Raw genomic sequence first — 17923 nt, 5'->3', positions numbered from 1 at the left:
TTACTGCGCGAGTGCCGCTGACAGTGCTTCTGGCTCATTAATGGCCGATGCGGTCAGGGTATCAACAATACGTTTGGTCAGACCGGTAAGAACTTTACCCGGGCCGACTTCATACAGGTGTTCAACGCCCTGGGATGCCATAAACTCAACCGTTTTGGTCCATTGAACCGGGCTGTACAGCTGGCGAACCAGCGCATGGCGGATGGCTTCTGGCGCGGTTTCGCACTGCACATCAACGTTATTCACCACCGCAATGGTCGGCGCGTTGAAGGTGATTTTTTCCAGCTCGACCGCCAGCTTCTCGGCAGCAGGCTTCATCAGCGCGCAGTGCGACGGTACGCTCACCGGCAGCGGCAGCGCACGTTTGGCGCCCGCAGCTTTACAGGCTGCGCCTGCACGTTCAACCGCTTCTTTATGACCGGCGATAACCACCTGGCCCGGCGAGTTGAAGTTAACCGGAGAAACCACCTGGCCTTCTGCCGATTCTTCACAGGCTTTGGCAATGGAAGCATCATCCAGACCAATAATGGCCGACATGCCGCCCGTACCTTCCGGCACCGCTTCCTGCATAAATTTGCCGCGCATTTCAACCAGACGCACGGCATCAGCAAACGCAATCACCCCTGCGCATACCAGCGCAGAATATTCACCCAGGCTGTGACCGGCCAGCAGCGCTGGCGCTTTGCCGCCCTGCTGTTGCCATACGCGCCACAATGCGACCGATGCGGTCAGCAGTGCAGGCTGGGTCTGCCAGGTTTTATTCAGCTCTTCGGCTGGCCCTTGCTGGGTCAGCGCCCAAAGATCGTAGCCCAGGGCATCCGACGCTTCACGGAAGGTCTCTTCGATGACCGGATACTGCTCCGCTAAGCCGGACAACATTCCAACGGCCTGAGAACCCTGACCGGGGAACACAAAAGCAAATTGCGTCATTTTTTTATCCTTATACTAGAAACGAACCAGCGCAGAACCCCAGGTGAAACCGCCCCCGAAGGCTTCGAGCAAGACCAGTTGGCCTCGTTGAATTCGTCCATCGCGTACCGCTTCGTCAAACGCGCAGGGCACTGATGCTGCAGACGTATTGCCATGACGATCCAGGGTCACCACAACGTTATCCATAGACATGCCAAGTTTCTTCGCCGTGGCGCTGATAATACGCAGGTTCGCCTGATGCGGCACCAGCCAGTCGAGGGCGGAACGCTCCAGATTGTTTGCTTCCAGCGTCTCGTCAACGATATGCGCCAGCTCTGTTACCGCCACCTTGAAAACTTCGTTGCCGGCCATGGTCAGGTAGATGGCATTGTCCGGATTAACACGATCGGCGTTTGGCAGCGTCAACAGTTCGCCGTAGCTACCGTCCGCATGCAAATGCGTTGAGATGATGCCTGGCTCTTCAGATTGTCCTAACAGGACAGCTCCTGCACCATCACCAAAAATAATGATCGTTCCGCGATCGGCTGGATCGCAGGTACGCGCCAGCACGTCAGCACCGATCACCAGCGCATGCTTCACTGCACCGGATTTCACGTATTGATCGGCGATGCTCAACGCATAGGTAAAGCCTGCGCAGGCAGCGGCAACGTCAAACGCCGGGCAGCCTTTAATGCCCAGCATGTTCTGAACCTGGCACGCTGCGCTTGGGAAAGCATGCGTGGCAGACGTAGTGGCAACGATAATCAGGCCGACGTCGTCTTTATCGACACCCGCCATCTCCAGCGCGCGCTGGGCGGCTTCATAGCCCATGGTGGAAACTGTTTCATCTGGCGCGGCAATACGACGTTCGCGGATACCTGTACGGGTGACGATCCACTCGTCAGACGTATCTACCATTTTTTCCAGATCGGCGTTGGTTCGCACTTGCTTTGGCAGATAGCTGCCGGTACCTAAAATCTTCGTATACATGTACGCTCAGTCACTTTTTGCTAATACAGATCCCAGGCGAGCGGCAATCCGCTGTGGGACTTGTCGCTGCACCGCCTGCACTGCCTGTTCAATCGCGACGGCAAACGCTCGCTGATTGGCCGCACCGTGACTCTTAATCACAATGCCGCGCAATCCTAACAGACAGGCGCCATTATACTGGTCGGGGTTGAGGTGACTGAATCGCCGCGCCAGGCTCTTTTGTAACCAACGCTTTAATAAAATCAGCCACCATGACCGTTTTTTCCCCTCTCCCTGCGATTTAAGCAGAGAAAGAAACATTCTCACCACCCCTTCCATGGTTTTTAATGTAACGTTTCCTGTAAACCCGTCACATACCAGTACATCCGTTTTTCCGGTCAATAATTCGTTGGCTTCGAGATATCCAATATAGTTGATGGATGGCTCATTTTTTAGCCGCTCGGCCGCCTCGCGGATGCTGTCGAGACCTTTGGTCTCTTCCTCACCTATATTCAGCAAAGCCACGCGGGGATGAGAGATCCCCACGACTTCCTCTGCCAGCACCGAGCCCATTACGGCAAACTGCGCCAGCATAACACTGTCGCAATCGACGTTGGCACCTAAATCCAGCACCACCGTTTTGCCCTTTTGCTGGTGGGGCAATACGGTCACCAGCGCCGGGCGCTCAATACCCTCAAGGGGTTTAAGCAGTAATTTTGCCAGCCCCATCAGCGCGCCGGTATTGCCGGCGCTGACGCACGCCTGCGCGCGCCCTTCTTTCACCAGCTCCAGCGCGATGCGCATTGAGCTTCCGCGACTGCTGCGGATCGCCTGTGAGGCCCGGACATCACTGGCAATAACTGACTGGGCAGGAATAATCTGCAGACGTGAACGTTGTTCGAAGTCAGCTTTTGCAAGTAATGGCGTGATAGCGTCGGGATTGCCGACTAAAAGGAGAGTGAGTTGCGAATTAGAGTTCAGTGCCTGCAATGCTGCAGGCACTGTCACGGAAGGGCCAAAATCTCCCCCCATGACATCTAACGCCAGGGTTAGACGTGTCAAGGTATCGTCGCAGCCTGGTTCGGTATATCCCCGTTTGCACGGGGAAACCCTCACTAAGCCTAATCACGCAAACGCGTGATTACTTAGTGATAACCTTGCGGCCGCGGTAGAAACCGTCAGCAGTGATGTGGTGACGCAGGTGTTTCTCACCAGAAGCCTTGTCTACAGACAGGCTGGTAACTGCAGTCAGCGCGTCATGGGAACGACGCATGCCACGTTTGGAACGGGTTGGTTTATTCTGTTGTACGGCCATGGACCTTACTCCTTAATTACTTACGCTTTAAACTGGCTAATACGGCAAATGGGTTTGGTTTTTGCGCTTCATCAGGCAGTTCCCCAAAGACCATGTCCGCCTCGGACACTTCACAGTGTTCAGAATCATGCACCGGAACTACAGGCAAGGTGAGGATGATTTCATCTTCAACCAGCGCCAGCAGATCGATTTCACCGAATTCGTTAACCTCAATCGGCTCATACGCTTCCGGGAGTGCTTCAGCCTGTTCGTCTGAACGAACCGGACTAAAACAATATGTTGTGTGAACATGAAGTGGGAACGGTTTCCCGCAACGCTGACATTCGAGCGTGACCGACACCTTTGCATCACCGGTAATAACGGCAAGGCGCTGGGGATCGATCTCAAACGACATGGAGCATTCCACATCACTGTCCACACTGACTACGGATTCGGCGACACGCTCAGCCTGATCACGAGTATAGATACCTTCGTAATCAAGGCGTTTTTGAGCCGTACGAACCGGATCAAGAGTCAGGGGTAATTTTACCTTTTGCATAGGGCGCGCATATTAACTTTGTAACGTCATAGAGTCAAAGAAAAAGGCAACCTCAGGCTGCCTTTTGCCATTTATTCGCACACATTGCGGCCCGTAGTTTAAAATGGCTGGCATCGATACGCTATATCTGGTGAAAAAAATATGCCAAATCTCATTCTCGCCTCCACATCACCCTACCGCCGCGTGTTGCTGGAAAAGCTGGGCGTCCCCTTCGAATGCGCCGCGCCGAACGTGGATGAAACCCCACAGCCCGGTGAATCGCCACGCCATCTGGTGGTCCGTCTGGCTCAGGAAAAGGCGAAAAGTCTGGCAGCGCGATTTCCTGACCATTTAATTATAGGTTCCGATCAGGTTTGCGTCCTGGATGGAATGATTACCGGTAAACCGCACACCGAAGAGAACGCCCGCCAGCAGCTGCTGAAAGCGCGCGGCAGTATTGTCACCTTCTACACCGGCCTGGCCCTTTATAATTCGTCTACGGGCCATTTACAGACGGAATGCGAGCCCTTTGACGTGCACTTCCGCCATCTCAGCGAACAGGAAATTGACGACTACGTGCGAAAAGAGCGGCCGCTAAACTGCGCGGGCAGCTTTAAAAGCGAGGGGCTGGGAATTGCATTGTTTGACAGGCTGGACGGGCGCGACCCGAACACGCTGGTGGGACTACCGCTGATTGCGCTGTGCCAGATGCTGCGCCGGGAGCATTACAACCCATTGATGGCGTAATTTATGCCGGCTGGCGCTACGCTTACCCGGCCTGCAAGACCGTAGGCCCGTGCAAGCGCAGCGCCGCCGGGCAACTACCCGCGCAGAACTTTCAGACAGCGCTTCAGCTGCTCATCCAGCGGGGCTTCGATACGCATCACTTCGCCGGTACCCGGGTGGGTAAACTTCAGCGCGGCGGCATGCAGGAACAGGCGGGACAAGCCTGTACCGGCCAGCTGCTTATCGAACTCACGGTCGCCATAGCGATCGTCGAAGGCAATTGGATGGCCAGCATGCTGTGTATGAACGCGGATCTGGTGGGTACGTCCGGTCACCGGGCTGCAGCGCACGAGGGTGGCAAATTCATAACGCTCTTCCACCTTGAACCGGGTTTCAGACGGTTTGCCTTCCTGACTCACTCGAACGATACGCTCACCGCTTTGCAGAATGTTTTTCAGCAGCGGCGCCTGCACCACTTTGACATGGGATTGCCACTGTCCGCGCACCAGCGCCAGATAATCCTTTTGCATTCCTTTCTCACGCAGCTGCTCGTGCAGCGAACGCAGCGCGGAACGCTTTTTGGCGACCAGCAGTACGCCGGAGGTGTCGCGGTCAAGGCGATGAACCAGCTCAAGGAAGCGGGCTTCCGGGCGCAGCGCGCGCAAACCTTCAATCACGCCGAAGCTCAACCCGCTGCCGCCGTGTACGGCTGTACCTGAGGGTTTGTTGAGCACCAGAATATGATCGTCTTCATATAAAATCACATTCGTCAGCGCGGCGACTTTATTCAGATGCGGCGACACCGCTTCCTCTTCCCGCTCGGCGACGCGCACCGGCGGGATGCGCACTTCATCACCCGCTTCAAGTTTGTATTCAGGTTTAATGCGCTTCTTATTTACCCGCACCTCACCCTTACGCAGGATGCGATAAATCATGCTCTTTGGCACGCCCTTCAGTTGGGTGCGCAAAAAGTTGTCGATGCGTTGCCCCGCTTCATCTTCGGTGATGGCAACCATTTTTACGGCTGGAGTCTCTGTTTTCATGGGGGGCGATTCTAATTATCGCCAGCCATTAGCGCCACTCATTTTTCTATGCTTATATTTACCTTTACCCGGTCAGGGTTTCGTTCACGCAATCGATTTGGTGGTTATTAAACCAATCATTCGAAAGAAGTGAAGAAACTGTGAGTAACCGGGTGATAATTGGTAAAAGTCATCTTGCTATAACCCGGTTAGCAATGGAATAATGCTGCTGTTTTCCGCGTTAAATCCGGGTTTTGTAAGGATATCGACGGAATGACCAATTTTGTCTGACCGATCATCCACGCAGCAATGGCGTAAGACGTATTGATCTTTCAGACAGTTAGCGGGCTGCGGGTTGCAGTACTTACCGGTAAATGGAATCTTCTCTGGAGAGTTTTACCCAGGCTATTCCCCTGATAATCGCGCTGTATTTCCGTATGAAATACAGGCAACCGACACTTTGCGCCTCTTAAGCGAGCGACAACCGTGAGGTTGGCGACGTGAATAGACACGAGGCCATCGGTTCATACCCCGGAAAGCGTCACCTTGCCCGCAGCTTAGTCGTCAATGTAAGAATAATGAGTAAGTTACGATGAAAAGAATGTTAATCAACGCAACTCAACAAGAAGAGTTGCGTGTCGCCCTTGTGGATGGGCAGCGTCTGTACGATCTGGATATCGAAAGTCCTGGACACGAACAGAAAAAAGCGAACATTTACAAAGGCAAAATCACCCGCATTGAACCCAGCCTTGAAGCCGCATTCGTTGACTACGGTGCCGAGCGTCATGGTTTCCTCCCCCTGAAAGAGATCGCTCGCGAGTACTTCCCTTCCAGCTATAACGCCCATGGCCGCCCAAACATCAAAGATGTGCTGCGTGAAGGCCAGGAAGTTATTGTTCAGATCGATAAAGAAGAGCGTGGCAATAAAGGCGCCGCGCTGACCACCTTTATCAGTCTGGCAGGCAGCTATCTGGTACTGATGCCAAACAACCCGCGCGCGGGTGGTATCTCACGCCGGATTGAAGGCGACGACCGTACCGAGCTGAAAGAAGCGCTGGCCAGTCTCGAACTGCCAGATGGCATGGGCCTGATTGTTCGTACCGCAGGCGTAGGCAAATCTGCCGAAGCGCTGCAGTGGGACCTCGGCTTCCGCCTTAAGCACTGGGAAGCCATTCAGAAAGCCGCTGAAAGCCGCCCTGCTCCATTCCTGATCCACCAGGAAAGCAACGTCATCGTGCGTGCCTTCCGCGACTATCTACGTCAGGACATCGGTGAAATTCTGATTGATAACCCGAAAGTGCTTGAGCTGGCTCGCCAGCACATTGCCGCGCTGGGTCGTCCGGATTTCACCAGCAAAATCAAACTGTACACCGGTGAAATCCCGCTGTTCAGCCACTACCAGATCGAATCGCAGATTGAATCCGCCTTCCAGCGTGAAGTGCGTCTGCCTTCCGGTGGCTCAATCGTTATCGACAGCACCGAGGCGCTGACCGCTATCGATATCAACTCCGCGCGTGCAACCCGCGGCGGCGATATCGAAGAAACGGCGTTCAACACCAACCTCGAAGCGGCCGATGAGATTGCGCGTCAGCTGCGTCTGCGTGACCTGGGCGGCCTGATCGTTATCGACTTCATCGACATGACGCCGGTACGTCACCAGCGTGCGGTAGAAAACCGCCTGCGTGAAGCAGTGCGTCAGGATCGTGCGCGTATCCAGATCAGCCATATCTCCCGTTTTGGTCTGCTGGAGATGTCCCGTCAGCGTCTGAGCCCGTCCCTCGGTGAATCCAGCCACCACGTCTGCCCACGCTGTAGCGGCACCGGCACCGTGCGTGACAACGAATCTCTGGCGCTTTCTATCCTGCGTCTTATCGAAGAAGAAGCGCTGAAAGAGAACACCAAAGAAGTACACGCCATTGTGCCTGTGCCGGTGGCCTCCTACCTGCTGAACGAAAAACGTGCCGCGGTAAGTGCGATCGAAGCCCGTCTGAGCGGCGTACGCTGCGTGATCGTGCCTAACGACCAGATGCAAACCCCGCACTACTCCGTGCTGCGCGTGCGCAAAGGCGAAGAGACATCCACCATCAGCTACATGCTGCCTAAGCTGCATGAAGAGGCGATGGCTCTGCCGTCCGAAGAAGAATACACCGAGCGTAAACTTCCGGAGCAGCCAGCGCTGGCGGCATTTGTCATGCCAGAAGCCCCACCTGCGCCTGCGCAGGAGAGCGTGGTAGCCCAACCAACAGCAGCTAAACCGGCAGTAGAAGTGAGCCAACCGGCTGCGCAGCCAGGTCTGCTGAGCCGCTTCTTCAGCGCGCTGAAGAAGATGTTTGCCGGCGAAGAGCCGCAGCCAGCCCCTGCGCCGGTTGAGAAGAAAGAAGAGAAACAAGAGCGTTCACCGGATCGTCGTAAGCGTCAGAACAACCGTCGTGACCGCAACGAGCGCCGCGATAACCGTTCCGAGAATAACGAAGGTCGTGAAGGCAGCGAAAGCCGTGACAATCGCGAAAGCCGTGATAATCGTGACAACCGCGAAGGTCGTGAACGCCGCGAAGGTCGTGACGATAACCGCCGCAACCGTCGCGAGAAGCCGCAGCAGAACGCGGAAGATCGTGAAATTCGCCAGCCGGTCAGCGAAGAGGCTGATAAAGGCAGACAGCGTGATGAGCAGCAGCCACGCCGCGAGCGCAACCGTCGTCGTAATGATGACAAGCGCCAGGCGCAGCAGGAAGTTAAAGCGCTGAATCGCGAAGAAGAGACCGTGCAGGATGGCGAGCAGGAAGAACGCGTTCAGGTCATGCCGCGCCGTAAGCAGCGTCAGCTGAACCAGAAAGTGCGTTTCGAGTCTCAGACCGAAGAAGCGGCTGTTGAAGCAGTAGCGCCGCAGGTTGAACCGGCCCAGAGCACCGAGCTGGCGAAGGTTGATCTGCCAGCGGTTATTGAAAATGCACCTGAGCAGGAAGAGACCAGCGAAGGCCGTGACAACGCCGGTATGCCGCGTCGTTCACGTCGCTCCCCGCGTCACCTGCGCGTAAGCGGTCAGCGTCGTCGCCGTTATCGTGACGAGCGTTACCCGCTGCAGTCACCGATGCCGCTGGCTATCGCCTGTGCGTCACCAGAAATGGCCTCCGGTAAAGCCTGGATCCGTTATCCGGTTGCTCGCCCTCAGGAGCAGCAGTTTGACGAGCAGAACGCTGCTGTCGAAGCGGTTGTCCCGGTAGCGCCGGTCGTTGATGAGGTTATCACCGAGGCTGCGGCAGTCGTTATCCCTGAGCCGCAGGTTGTTGAAGTTGAAACTTCACATCCGGAAGTGATTGCCGCGCCTGTAACCGAACAGCCGCAAATCATCGCCCCTGAAGACGTGGTTGTCGCAGAACAGGTTGTGGAAGACGTTAAGGCTGCCGAGCCGGTTGAAATCACCGTGGAAGCCGTTGAGCCACAGCCGGTAGTGGAAGTTGAAGTGGAAACTGACGTTCAACCTGAAGTTGAAATTGAGGTTGAACCTGTTGCTGAAGCTGAACCTGAAGTCGCTGAAGTGAAAGCGCCAGAAGTGAAGCCAGAGCCAGAAGTGAAGCCAGCGCCAGCTGCTCAGGTTAACGCGGATCTTCACCACGCCACTGCGCCAATGACCCGCGCGCCGGCTCCGGAATATGTTCCGGAAGCACCGCGTCACAGCGACTGGGTACGCCCGGCGTTTGATTTCGACGGTAAGGGCTCTGCGGGTGGTCACAGCGCCACCCACCAGGCCACCGCGCCTGCCACGCGTCCACAGTCGGCTGAATAAGCCCGCTTAAGCGCAAAAGCCGACCTTCGGGTCGGCTTTTTTATTGCTTCTGCTCAGGCCTGCGCATCCCCGCGATTTCAGGCATCACCTCTCGCATCATCTCCAGAAAGCGGCGCAGACGTGCCGGATAGTAGCGTGACCACGGATAGACCAGATGTACCGGCAACGCGGCCGGCTGCCAGTCGGGCAGCAGATGCACCAGCCTGCCCTCACGGATGTCGGCTTCCACCGTCCAGCTTGATACCACGGCAACGCCCAGTCCGGTTAATGCGCTTTTACGTGCCACGTACAGGCTGTCGGTACTGAGCCGGGGAGAAATAGCCACCCGCAACGGTTGCGACGCCCCCGTGCTGAACAACTCCACGTGCTGACGATAAAAGGTATTAAGTGCCACCCAGGGCAGCGCAGAGAGATCCTCCGGCTTCCCGACCGGCGCATAACGTTCGAGCAGTCCGGTCGAGGCAACGATACTGCGCGGAACCTCGGCCAGTAGCACCGACACCGTACCCGGGTCGATCTCCGCCCCGACCCGGATGGCGCAGTCGATATTATCGCTCATGAAATCGGCCGAGCGATCGTTAAGCATCCACTCCACATTCAGCCGGGGATAGCGCAGCAGAAACGCCGTTAACGGCTCCAGCAGCTGCTCCTGCCCGAAGGCATGGGGGGCGCGAACGCGAAGCACGCCTACCGGTTCATCTTCCGTCTGCCCGACTTCATCTTCCAGCGCATGCCAGCTATCGATCACCTTTCGGGCATGCTGATAGCAACGTTCCCCGTCATCGGTCAGCTTCATGGCATGGGTGGTGCGCAGGATCAGACGCACGCCGAGCAGTGTCTCCAGCGATTGCAGGCGGCGACTCACGGTGGCTTGGGTGGTTGCCATCTGCACGGCAGCGGCGGAGAGGGAGCCTGTCTCAATGATGCGCACGAAGGTTCGCATCAGCTCGACCCTGTCTATACGCTCTGAACGTTTCATGATTTATCCGGTTATACGTTACACGTATAAGTGTTTTAACACTGCCCCCGCTACCACCGCAAGCAGGGCTGGTAAAGAATAGCGACACACCCGAAATGAGGAACTGCATATGAACACCAGCACCCTAACCCCAACCGTCAGCCGTTGGGTCATTTTTATCCTCGCCATTGGCGCAGGATTTAGCGTCGCCTCCATCTATTATGCCCAGCCGCTGCTGCCGCTGATGGGTACCGATCTGCATCTCAGCATTGAAGGGATGGGGATGGTGCCTACGCTCACCCAGGCAGGCTATGCGCTGGGGATCCTGTTCCTCCTGCCGCTGGGCGATCGCTATGACCGTCGCACCCTGATAGTGGTAAAAAGTATCGCCCTGGCGGGGCTGCTGCTGGCCTGTAGCCTGACGGGGCAGATTCACTCCCTGCTGTTGGTCAGTCTGCTGATTGGGATGGCGGCCACCATGGCGCAGGATATCGTTCCGGCGGCGGCTATTCTTGCCCCGGCAGGCAAACAGGGGAAAACCGTCGGGACGGTCATGACCGGCCTGTTGCTGGGGATCCTCCTCTCCCGTACGGTAAGCGGCGTGGTGGGTGAAGCCTTCGGCTGGCGTGTGATGTATCAGCTGGCGGCAGTTAGCATTGCGATCCTTGCCGCAGTCATGTGGCTGATTCTGCCCCGCTTCGCGGTTCCTTCGAACCTGCGTTATCCGGAGCTGATGCGTTCCATGGCGCACCTGTGGCGTCGCTACCCGGCTCTGCGCCGTGCCGCCCTGGCTCAGGGCTTCCTTTCCGTCGCCTTCAGCGCCTTCTGGTCTACGCTGGCGGTAATGCTGATGGAACACTATGGGCTTGGCAGCGCAGTTGCCGGAGGATACGGCATTGCCGGTGCTGCAGGTGCCCTGGCCGCCCCGCTTGCAGGTGGTCTGGCCGACAAACTCGGTGCCGGTAAAGTCACCCAGCTTGGTGCCGCGCTGGTGACCGTTTCTTTCGCCCTGATGTTCCTGATGCCCGCTCTGGGTGTACAGGGCCAGTTAGTCCTGATTGCGGTCTCCGCGGTGGGCTTTGATCTCGGCCTGCAGTCAAGCCTGGTCGCTCACCAGAATCTGGTTTATGGTCTGGAGCCGCAGGCACGTGGCCGCCTCAATGCCCTGCTCTTCACCGGCGTGTTTATCGGGATGGCGCTGGGTTCAGCGCTGGGTAGTCAGCTGTATACGATGGCAGGCTGGCCGGGCGTGATTGCTCTTGCGACGGTGACGGCAGGCGTGGCGCTCGTTATTCGTCTCACCGAAAGCGCACGTACCCAAACCTCAGTAATGCAGAATTCCTGAAAAAAAATGCCCAATCCGCGAAAACGGGTTGGGCATACAGAACATAACCAGTTTCAAGTCATGTCCAAAGGTCAAGTCAGTTATTTATTAAGCTGGAACAGAGACATACCCTGCATATCGCTGAACGCTTTATAGGACGCCTGAAGCGCAGCCTGCTGCATCACATAGGATGAAATCGCTGAGTTCCAGTCAACGTCCACCAGGTCACTCATCTGCTGGGTAAGACCTAAAGCACGGTCGCTGCCCAGGGAATCGAGCGAACTAAGCTCGGTCAGTTTAGTTCCGAGATCGGCGCGCACGGTCAGCACATTGTCCAGTGAATTACGCAATCCGCGGTTTGCCTTATCAATATCCAACGTCATCTGATCGGCTTTATCCTGATCGCCTTCAACCGGGGTTTTCAGTGCAGCAATCACGTTATCCAGAATTTTAAACATATTTTTTTCTGGCGTAGCATCACCCGGTTCTGGTGCGGCATTACTGGTAAAGGATTCAAACACGTCGCTACCGGTATGGCTAATCTGCATGGTACGCGCAGAATCGACCTGCTGACTGATTGGCGTGTCGCCGCCAGCATACTCGCCGGTAGCTTGATCGAACGCCGCAGTATCGGTTTTATAGCCCGCAAAAATATAGCGGCCATTGCCGTCGGTACTGTTCGCCAGGTTTACCAGCTGATCGCGAATACCCTGCAGATCGGTGGCAAGCGAGTTGCGGTCGTTGTCACTCAGGGTGCCGTTGCCCGCATAGACAATCTTTTCCTGCGCCGATTGCAGCGCCGTGGTCACCTGGCCCAGCACGTTCTCTTCCAGGGATACCTTCTGCGTGGCAAAAGAGCGGGCCAGGGTGTACTGGCTGTTTTGCGCCTGTGACTGGGAAACAACTACCGCCTGCGACGCGGCAATCGGATCGTCTGAAGGACGGTTAACACGTTTGCCGGTGGACATCTGCTCACCATAACTCAGCCACTTGCTCTGGGATTCGGTAACCCCACGCATGTTCTGCTCATACATCATCTGGGTACTGATACGCATCGTTGACCTCGGCCTTAGCGGATATTAATTAACGCGTCGAAAAGCGTGCTGGCAGTTTGCAGCACCTGGGCATTAGCCAGGTAGTACTGCTGGAAACGCTGCAGGTTGCCATACTCTTCATCGAGGTTAACCCCGGAGATCGACTGCTGTTGGTTGCTCAGCTGCGTCGCCACGTTTGCCTGGGTGGTGCTGCTGGTTTTCAGCGTCGCGGTTTTGCTGCCAACGGTACTGACCAGAGAGGCATAGGAGTCGTTAAAGGTTTTGTTGCCGCCGACCACTTTGCTGCTTTGCAGATCCAGCAGTGCCTGCCCGTTGCGGTTATCACTTTCGCCACCTTCAGCGTCAGAGGCGAGAGCCAGTTTTGACTCATCGCTGATCGCCACGTCCATATTCACAATGGCGTTAACGACGGGCTTGATAACAAAGCTGTCTTTATTTTTTGCCGCACCCGATACGTTGACCGTCAGGCCATCGAAGGAGAGGTTCCCCTTACCGTCATTGGTGGCGGTGACCGTGGTTTTATCCGAGAGGCGAGTGATCTTCCAGCTGCTGCCGTCAAACTCCATCTTGTAGTCGGTGGCCTGTACTTTGGCGCTGTCTGCAACATTGACCTTCGCGGTGACGGAGGCCGAACCGGTATTTTTGGTGTTGCCCAGCACCGCCGGGGCACCGATATCAAATAATTCGCCGCCCGCTTTGCCTTCTGGATCAAAGCCCTTCTGGTGCTGGGTGTTCATCGCGTTAGCAAAAGAGAGCGCCAGCTGGTTAAGGGTGTTGCGCGCAGCGTCGAGTTCTTCGGCACGGAAGGTCAACATTCCGCCCAGCGAGCCGCTGGTCATCAGTTTTTCCGGGATCTCGACCGGGCCTGAGGTGCCATCAACAAACGCTACCGTGGTACGGGACGGATCGGCGCTGGACTTCACGGCCGCCAGCTGATTGGCGGTGCTGCCCTGGACCAGGTTGTAGCCATTACCGAAGGAGACGTTATAGGTGCCACTGTCCTGGACTGCGACTTCAACCCCCACGATCTGGTTCAGCTCGCTGACCAACTGGTCACGCTGATCGAGCAGGTTGTTCGGGGAGGCCCCGGCACCCACGCCGGTCAGGCGGGAAATCTGGTCATTCAGGTTGGCAATCTGCTTAGCGTAGTTGTTGATCTGATCAACGCTGGTGCCAATCGCGGTATTGATCTGCTTATCCTGATCGCGCAGGTACTGATCGTTCACCTTGAACTGGTTCACCAGGCCATCGGCCTTGCCCAGCACCGTCTGGCGCGCAGCCGGATCTTCGGCATTGCTGACCAGGGTCTGCAGGCTGCTGAAGAAGTCCTGCAGGGTGGTGGCGAGGCTGTTGGTGCTGCCGGACAGAATGTCGTCAATTTTGGACATCTGCTGGTAACGGGTAGTCAGGGCGCTGCTCTGGTTCTGTGCGGTGCGCAGCTGGTTGGTGATAAATGAATCATATTCGCGCTGTACCCCGGAGACATACACGCCGTTGCCAACCCAACCACCGCCGGTCAGGGTGCTGTTTGAGGCGCTCAGCACCGTGGTCTGACGGGTATAGCCCGCCACGTTGTAGCTTGAAATGTTATTACTGGCGGTATTCAGCGCAGCCTGTGCCGCGCTGAGGCCACTCATGGCGCTGTTGATCAAACTGGACATGGGGGTTCCTTTTATACTTTCAGACACGAGTCCTGCTGGAGATTATCGGCAGACCCCAGCCGGACTTGAGAACTTTTCAGAACAGATTTTCGATATCGTTGCTGTACGCTTTGCTGACTTTCTCACCCATCGCTTTAAGCTGCTGGATCATGCTGGTCAACTTGCGGGCGTACTGCGGATCGGTGGCGTAGCCCGCTTTCTGCAACGCTTGTGCGCCCTGCTCTGCCGTTGCGGCCTGGGTTACTGCCGCATAGCGTGGGTTACGACTCAGCACCCCGACATAGTCTGAAAGCGCTTCCAGATAGGAGCTGTAGACGCGGAACTTAGCCTTAACCTTCTTCGCTTCACCGTTTTCATATTCGGTGGTGGTGATCTCGGTGGTTGGCCCTTTCCAGCTTCCCGAAGCCTTCACGCCAAAGATGTTGAAGCTCGGATCGCCGTTTTCACGACGGATCTGCCGTTGCCCCCAGCCGGATTCCAGCGCCGCCTGGGCCAGAATCAGGTGATGCGGCACCCCGCTCTGCTGGCTGGCAAGACGCGCCGGCAGCGAGAGCTGAGCCAGGAAGTCTTTGCTGTCGCCGGTAAGCGGCTCATCGTTACTTTCTGGCGCTTTCGGCACGGCTTTACGCACCATCTGCGTCAGGGCCTGGTTTTGATAGCTGGTCACTTTTTCCAGATCGAACTTCATCGGCACCTGCTGCGGTGCCTCTTCCGGCGGCACGCCCTGGGCGGCCGCCATCTGCTTAACGATCACATCGGCCAGCCCCAGCCCTTTGCCGGAAGTCATCTGCTGCGCAATCTGCTGGTCATACATGCTGGTGTACAGACGCGTTGAGTCGCTGCTGAAGATACCGTCTTTCGGCAGCGCCTCACGCATGCTTTTCAGCATCATCTGGACAAACATCCCTTCCACCTGGCGGGCCACCGGGCGGATATTCCCCGCCGGATCTTTGCCCGCTTTGGACTTCAGTTCGTTGAGCGACTGGGTATCCCAGGCCGCGCTGCTCAGCAGTTTGCTATCGGTCAGCATCAGATAATTTCCACTTTGGCGCGCAGACAGCCCGCGCTCTGCATGGATTGCAGAATCGACATCAGATCGATCGGGGTTGCGCCCAGCGCATTCAGCGCCCGCACCACGTTGTTCAGGTTGGCGCTGGAGCGCACGCTCTGCAGCGAACCCCCGCTCTGACGCATATCAATCTGGGTCTGCGGCGTCACCACGGTTTCGCCCCCGCCAAACGGCGTGTCCGGCTGGCTGACGTTAGCCGTGCGGTTGACGGTCACCGAGAGGTTGCCCTGCGCGACGGCACAGTTATCCAGCGTCACTTCACGGTTCATCACCACAGAACCGGTACGGGAGTTGATGATGACTTTGGCATCCTGCGGCGTGACGTTCACCTCCATGTTCTGGATATCCGCCAGCAGGCGAACCTGATTGCTGCCTCCGGTGGAGACGCGGATCTGCACCGTGCGGGCATCCAGCGCCGTGGCGCTGCCATAGCCGCGGCCACGGTTAATGGTGTCAGCGATCTGCTGCGCCATGGTGAAGTCGTCCTGATTCAGCTGCAGGTTGATGGTGTTGCCGGACCCGAACTGAGTCGGCAGTTCACGCTCAATGATCGCCCCGTTGGTAATACGGCCGCCGTTAAGCTGGTTAACCTGCACGCTGCTGCCGCCTGCGGACGCACCTGCCCCGCCGACCAGAATGTTACCCTGGGCAAGAGCATATACCTGGCTGTCCACCCCTTTCAGCGGGGTCATCAGCAGCGTACCGCCGCGCAGGCTCTTGGCGTTACCCATGGAGGAGACCACCACGTCGATAGTCTGCCCCTGGCGGGAAAAGGCCGGGTAGGAGGCGGTGACCATCACCGCCGCCACGTTTTTCAGCTGCATGTTGGTCCCGGCCGGCACCGTGATGCCGAGCTGGGAGAGCATGTTGTTCAGGCTCTGAGTGGTGAACGGGGTCTGCGTCGTCTGGTCACCCGTGCCGTCCAGCCCCACCACCAGGCCGTAACCGATCAGTGAGTTTTCCCGCACGCCCTGTACGCTTGTGAGATCGCGGATACGGTCGGCCTGGGCAACGGTTGCCACCAGCACCAACAGGATCCCGAAGAGGGATTTAAACATAGGTCACCTCGCTTACATCGGTGATAAATTAAGGAAGAAACGCTGCAACCAGCCCATATTCTGCGCTTCATTGATATAGCCGTTGCCGACGTATTCGATGCGCGCATCGGCCACCTGGGTGGACGGTACGGTGTTGGAGCCGCTGATGGTGCGAGGGTTAACCACACCCGAGAAGCGAATGAACTCAGTGCCTTGATTGATGGCGATCTGTTTTTCACCCACGACATGTAAATTGCCGTTCGCCAGCACCTGGTCAACGGTCACCGTCAGGGTGCCGCTAAAGGTGTTGCTGGCATTGGCACCGCCTTTGCCGTTAAAGGAGTTGCCGCCAGAGGTCTCGACATCGGCGCGGGCATTACCGAAGAGACCTTCGAGGTAACGCGGCACAGTATCGAAGCCAAAATTGGTCTTCCCGTCGCGGCTGGCATTCGCGGACGAGCTCTTGCTGGCGCTGACGTTTTCCTGAAGCTGGATGGTCAGCGTGTCGCCGATATTACGCGGGCGACGGTCTTCAAACATCGGCTGATAACCGTAATTAATCGGCTGCGCTGTCTGGAAAATAGAGCCATTCGCGACCGGCGTCGGGCCAGGAACGGGTTGGGCGGAAGTCGCACCCTGCACCAGAGGTTGAGACGGTACCCAGGCGCAACCGGTAAGGGTAACGGCCAGGAGGGTCACTATCGGATAACGAATCGCCGCGAGTTTTTGCATTGCCTTCATCTTCGAAAACAGGGAGCCGGTACGGCGTGAACCGCACCGGACTACACCTTAGAGTTGCGTCAGTTTCTGCAGCATCTGGTCGGTCGTCGACACTGCTTTACTGTTAATTTCGTACGCACGCTGGACCTGGATCATATTCACCAGCTCTTCCGCGACGTTGACGTTTGAGGTTTCCACATACCCCTGATACAGCAGACCTGAACCGTTCAGACCCGGCGTACTCTCGTTCGGCGCACCGGAGGACTGGGTTTCGATGTACAGGTTCTCACCGATGCTTTCCAGACCGGTGTCGTTCATAAAGGTAGTCAGGTTAAGCTGGCCAACCTGTACCGGTGCAGCCTGGCCCTGCTGGGTCACGCTTACGATCCCGTCACGCCCGATGGTAATGCTCAGGGCGTTAGCCGGAATGGTGATCGCTGGCTGTACCTGGAAACCGCCCGCCGTCACCAGCTGGCCGTTCTGATCCACCTGGAACGAGCCGTCACGGGTGTAGGCCGAAGTACCGTCAGGCAGCTGCACCTGGAAGAAGCCCTGGCCTTTGATCGCCACGTCTTTGCTGTTGTTGGTCTGGGACAGGTTGCCCTGGCTGTGCAGACGCTCGGTCGCCACCGGACGAACACCGGTACCAATCTGCAGACCGGATGGCAGCGTGGTCTGTTCAGACGACTGCGCGCCCGGCTGGCGGATGGTCTGGTAAAGCAAATCTTCGAAAACTGCGCGCTGACGTTTAAACCCATTGGTGCTGACGTTCGCCAGGTTGTTGGCGATGACATCCATATTGGTTTGCTGCGCGTCGAGGCCCGTTTTCGCGATCCATAAAGAACTGATCATAAGAA

16 protein-coding genes are annotated in these 17923 nt (G+C 56.9%); 3 read left to right on the top strand and 13 right to left on the bottom strand.

From position 1 onward, the window contains the following. The 5 genes from fabD to yceD all read right to left on the bottom strand — a co-directional run bounded on the left by fabD (nucleotide 1) and on the right by yceD (nucleotide 3731). Nucleotides 1-930, bottom strand: a complete 930-nt coding sequence (gene fabD, locus GNG27_RS09135; protein WP_142489080.1) for an ACP S-malonyltransferase — start codon at nucleotides 928-930, stop codon at nucleotides 1-3. Between the two features lie 15 nt (nucleotides 931-945). Beyond that, complete coding sequence (locus tag GNG27_RS09130; protein WP_142489079.1) at nucleotides 946-1899, bottom strand: beta-ketoacyl-ACP synthase III; 954 nt, start codon at nucleotides 1897-1899, stop codon at nucleotides 946-948. Nucleotides 1900-1905: 6 nt separating this feature from the next. Further along, nucleotides 1906-2940: a phosphate acyltransferase PlsX gene (gene plsX / locus GNG27_RS09125; RefSeq protein WP_221888527.1), complete on the bottom strand. Its 1035-nt coding sequence runs from the start codon at nucleotides 2938-2940 to the stop codon at nucleotides 1906-1908. A gap of 79 nt (nucleotides 2941-3019) precedes the next feature. Continuing rightward, the gene (gene rpmF / locus GNG27_RS09120; RefSeq protein ID WP_055321340.1) at nucleotides 3020-3193 is read right to left on the bottom strand and encodes a 50S ribosomal protein L32; all 174 of its coding nucleotides are present in this window, start codon (nucleotides 3191-3193) and stop codon (nucleotides 3020-3022) included. Nucleotides 3194-3209: 16 nt separating this feature from the next. Next, a complete protein-coding gene (gene yceD, locus GNG27_RS09115; RefSeq protein WP_142489077.1) occupies nucleotides 3210-3731 on the bottom strand; it encodes a 23S rRNA accumulation protein YceD in 522 nt (173 codons plus the stop codon). Between the two features lie 141 nt (nucleotides 3732-3872). Between yceD and GNG27_RS09110 the strand changes: the two genes are divergently transcribed. After that, nucleotides 3873-4457 carry a nucleoside triphosphate pyrophosphatase gene (locus GNG27_RS09110; protein WP_142489076.1) on the top strand — a complete coding sequence of 195 codons (585 nt, stop codon included), beginning with the start codon at nucleotides 3873-3875 and terminating at the stop codon, nucleotides 4455-4457. Between the two features lie 74 nt (nucleotides 4458-4531). Here the strand turns inward: GNG27_RS09110 and rluC are convergent, their stop codons facing one another. After that, on the bottom strand, nucleotides 4532-5479 hold the full coding sequence (rluC, locus tag GNG27_RS09105; protein WP_142489075.1) for a 23S rRNA pseudouridine(955/2504/2580) synthase RluC: 948 nt from the start codon (nucleotides 5477-5479) through the stop codon (nucleotides 4532-4534). Between the two features lie 571 nt (nucleotides 5480-6050). Between rluC and rne the strand changes: the two genes are divergently transcribed. Then, nucleotides 6051-9242: a ribonuclease E gene (gene rne / locus GNG27_RS09100; RefSeq protein ID WP_156263462.1), complete on the top strand. Its 3192-nt coding sequence runs from the start codon at nucleotides 6051-6053 to the stop codon at nucleotides 9240-9242. Between the two features lie 40 nt (nucleotides 9243-9282). Here rne and GNG27_RS09095 read toward each other — a convergent pair whose 3' ends face one another. Beyond that, a complete protein-coding gene (locus GNG27_RS09095; RefSeq protein WP_156263461.1) occupies nucleotides 9283-10221 on the bottom strand; it encodes a LysR family transcriptional regulator in 939 nt (312 codons plus the stop codon). Between the two features lie 109 nt (nucleotides 10222-10330). On the opposite strand from GNG27_RS09095, the gene GNG27_RS09090 reads away from it, so the two are divergent. Continuing rightward, complete coding sequence (locus GNG27_RS09090; RefSeq protein WP_156263460.1) at nucleotides 10331-11545, top strand: MFS transporter; 1215 nt, start codon at nucleotides 10331-10333, stop codon at nucleotides 11543-11545. An 80-nt stretch (nucleotides 11546-11625) separates the two neighbouring features. Here the strand turns inward: GNG27_RS09090 and flgL are convergent, their stop codons facing one another. The 6 genes from flgL to flgG all read right to left on the bottom strand — a co-directional run bounded on the left by flgL (nucleotide 11626) and on the right by flgG (nucleotide 17918). Next, nucleotides 11626-12579: a flagellar hook-associated protein FlgL gene (flgL, locus tag GNG27_RS09085; protein ID WP_156263459.1), complete on the bottom strand. Its 954-nt coding sequence runs from the start codon at nucleotides 12577-12579 to the stop codon at nucleotides 11626-11628. Between the two features lie 14 nt (nucleotides 12580-12593). After that, complete coding sequence (gene flgK, locus GNG27_RS09080) at nucleotides 12594-14240, bottom strand: flagellar hook-associated protein FlgK (protein ID WP_156263458.1); 1647 nt, start codon at nucleotides 14238-14240, stop codon at nucleotides 12594-12596. Between the two features lie 76 nt (nucleotides 14241-14316). Next, nucleotides 14317-15270 (bottom strand): flagellar assembly peptidoglycan hydrolase FlgJ, encoded by a 954-nt coding sequence (flgJ, locus tag GNG27_RS09075; RefSeq protein ID WP_142489069.1) that lies wholly within the window; start codon nucleotides 15268-15270, stop codon nucleotides 14317-14319. After that, entirely contained in the window at nucleotides 15270-16367 is a 1098-nt protein-coding gene (locus tag GNG27_RS09070) for a flagellar basal body P-ring protein FlgI (protein WP_156263457.1), read from the bottom strand. The genes flgJ and GNG27_RS09070 overlap by 1 nt, the downstream gene beginning before the upstream one ends. A gap of 12 nt (nucleotides 16368-16379) precedes the next feature. Further along, a complete protein-coding gene (gene flgH, locus GNG27_RS09065; protein WP_156263456.1) occupies nucleotides 16380-17078 on the bottom strand; it encodes a flagellar basal body L-ring protein FlgH in 699 nt (232 codons plus the stop codon). A 57-nt stretch (nucleotides 17079-17135) separates the two neighbouring features. Next, on the bottom strand, nucleotides 17136-17918 hold the full coding sequence (gene flgG / locus GNG27_RS09060) for a flagellar basal-body rod protein FlgG (protein ID WP_032617536.1): 783 nt from the start codon (nucleotides 17916-17918) through the stop codon (nucleotides 17136-17138). Nucleotides 17919-17923: the final 5 nt, after the last annotated feature.

It is taken from the genome of Leclercia sp. 119287 (genome assembly GCF_009734485.1).
Taxonomy (GTDB): domain Bacteria; phylum Pseudomonadota; class Gammaproteobacteria; order Enterobacterales; family Enterobacteriaceae; genus Enterobacter; species Enterobacter adecarboxylatus_C.
The sequence above is the reverse complement of the archived record's forward strand: the minus strand, read 5'-3'. Positions and strand labels throughout refer to the sequence as shown.

Bases quoted from the DNA above. Each gene is read 5' to 3' on its own strand.
- fabD (WP_142489080.1), bottom strand. From the start codon at position 930: ATGACGCAATTTGCTTTTGTGTTCCCCGGTCAGGGTTCTCAGGCCGTT.
- GNG27_RS09130 (WP_142489079.1), bottom strand. From the start codon at position 1,899: ATGTATACGAAGATTTTAGGTACCGGCAGCTATCTGCCAAAGCAAGTG.
- rpmF (WP_055321340.1), bottom strand. From the start codon at position 3,193: ATGGCCGTACAACAGAATAAACCAACCCGTTCCAAACGTGGCATGCGT.
- yceD (WP_142489077.1), bottom strand. From the start codon at position 3,731: ATGCAAAAGGTAAAATTACCCCTGACTCTTGATCCGGTTCGTACGGCT.
- GNG27_RS09110 (WP_142489076.1), top strand. From the start codon at position 3,873: ATGCCAAATCTCATTCTCGCCTCCACATCACCCTACCGCCGCGTGTTG.
- rluC (WP_142489075.1), bottom strand. From the start codon at position 5,479: ATGAAAACAGAGACTCCAGCCGTAAAAATGGTTGCCATCACCGAAGAT.
- rne (WP_156263462.1), top strand. From the start codon at position 6,051: ATGAAAAGAATGTTAATCAACGCAACTCAACAAGAAGAGTTGCGTGTC.
- GNG27_RS09095 (WP_156263461.1), bottom strand. From the start codon at position 10,221: ATGAAACGTTCAGAGCGTATAGACAGGGTCGAGCTGATGCGAACCTTC.
- GNG27_RS09090 (WP_156263460.1), top strand. From the start codon at position 10,331: ATGAACACCAGCACCCTAACCCCAACCGTCAGCCGTTGGGTCATTTTT.
- flgL (WP_156263459.1), bottom strand. From the start codon at position 12,579: ATGCGTATCAGTACCCAGATGATGTATGAGCAGAACATGCGTGGGGTT.
- flgK (WP_156263458.1), bottom strand. From the start codon at position 14,240: ATGTCCAGTTTGATCAACAGCGCCATGAGTGGCCTCAGCGCGGCACAG.
- flgJ (WP_142489069.1), bottom strand. From the start codon at position 15,270: ATGCTGACCGATAGCAAACTGCTGAGCAGCGCGGCCTGGGATACCCAG.
- GNG27_RS09070 (WP_156263457.1), bottom strand. From the start codon at position 16,367: ATGTTTAAATCCCTCTTCGGGATCCTGTTGGTGCTGGTGGCAACCGTT.
- flgH (WP_156263456.1), bottom strand. From the start codon at position 17,078: ATGCAAAAACTCGCGGCGATTCGTTATCCGATAGTGACCCTCCTGGCC.
- flgG (WP_032617536.1), bottom strand. From the start codon at position 17,918: ATGATCAGTTCTTTATGGATCGCGAAAACGGGCCTCGACGCGCAGCAA.